General features: G+C 53.7%; 2 protein-coding genes. One reads left to right on the top strand and one right to left on the bottom strand.

Annotation, left to right across the window (positions count from 1 at the left end; genetic code table 11):
* A partial coding sequence (locus H6A60_RS11675) for a hypothetical protein (RefSeq protein WP_205104797.1) occupies nt 1-355 on the top strand: 355 nt, incomplete at its 5' end.
* Between the two features lie 108 nt (nt 356-463).
* Here H6A60_RS11675 and H6A60_RS14505 read toward each other — a convergent pair.
* A partial coding sequence (locus tag H6A60_RS14505; protein WP_205104795.1) for a GDP-mannose 4,6-dehydratase occupies nt 464-975 on the bottom strand: 512 nt, incomplete at its 5' end.

The raw sequence follows: 975 nt of genomic DNA, 5'->3' as shown, positions 1-975 counted from the left end.
CGCTATATCGCTCGATACGGGTGAGGGCCACCGTTTCCTAATCATCGACATCGCTGACGAGGATGTCAGCTACCCGCGTGAGATTGTTGAAGCACTCAAGATGGGCGGATACGTTACTTTGAATTGGGAAATCGCGCATAAGGTTGACCCTGAGTTCGAAGTCGACAATGTCGGGAGTGTGTTTTGCGACGATGTTTCCAAAGCCAAGGGATTTGATCCCGAAACGGCACCAATGAACTGCCGGAATTCGAGTGTTGCCATCATGACGTGGCTCGGCAAGTTCGGTTGGCGGCTTCAGGGCGGAGTGATTCTCGGCAAGCAGATGATCTTTGTGAAGCCGTGGTCGAGCAAGTAGCGCCAATAAAAGAAGGCAGATTTCCGATGATCGAGAGGTGAAGTTCGATTCGAAAATCTGCCTTTGCTCTTGGGCAATACGGCTGAGTGTATCGGTGAGCCTTTCTATTTACTTATCGACTTCCGACGAGTGACGGCTTTCGAAGTTCCAGCTGTCGCGGCACATCTGATCAATGCCGTATTTCGCTTCCCAACCAAGCAGCTTCTTAGCAAGTGCGGGGTCGCACCAGTTGGCTGCGATGTCGCCTGCGCGGCGCGGGCAGATGGTGTAGGGAACCTTGCGTCCGCTCGCCTTTTCAAAAGCTCGAACAACTTCAAGAACGCTGTAGCCGCGACCGCATCCCAAATTAATGGCGATCCAGCCCGGATGCTCCATCACATAGGGCACCGCTTTGGCGTGGCCTTCAGCGAGATCCATCACGTGGATGTAGTCGCGAACACCCGTACCGTCGGGCGTATCGTAGTCATCGCCGAAAACGCGAAGCATCGGGAGCTTTCCGTTTGCCACGCGCGCAACGTAAGGCAGGAGGTTGTTGGGTATCCCGTTCGGATCTTCACCGATTAAGCCTGAAGGGTGAGCGCCAATTGGATTGAAATAGCGCCTGTCTCTTATACACATCT

It is taken from the genome of Sutterella massiliensis (assembly GCF_016899755.1).
GTDB lineage: Bacteria > Pseudomonadota > Gammaproteobacteria > Burkholderiales > Burkholderiaceae_F > Sutterella > Sutterella massiliensis.
The sequence above is the reverse complement of the archived record's forward strand: the minus strand, read 5'-3'. Positions and strand labels throughout refer to the sequence as shown.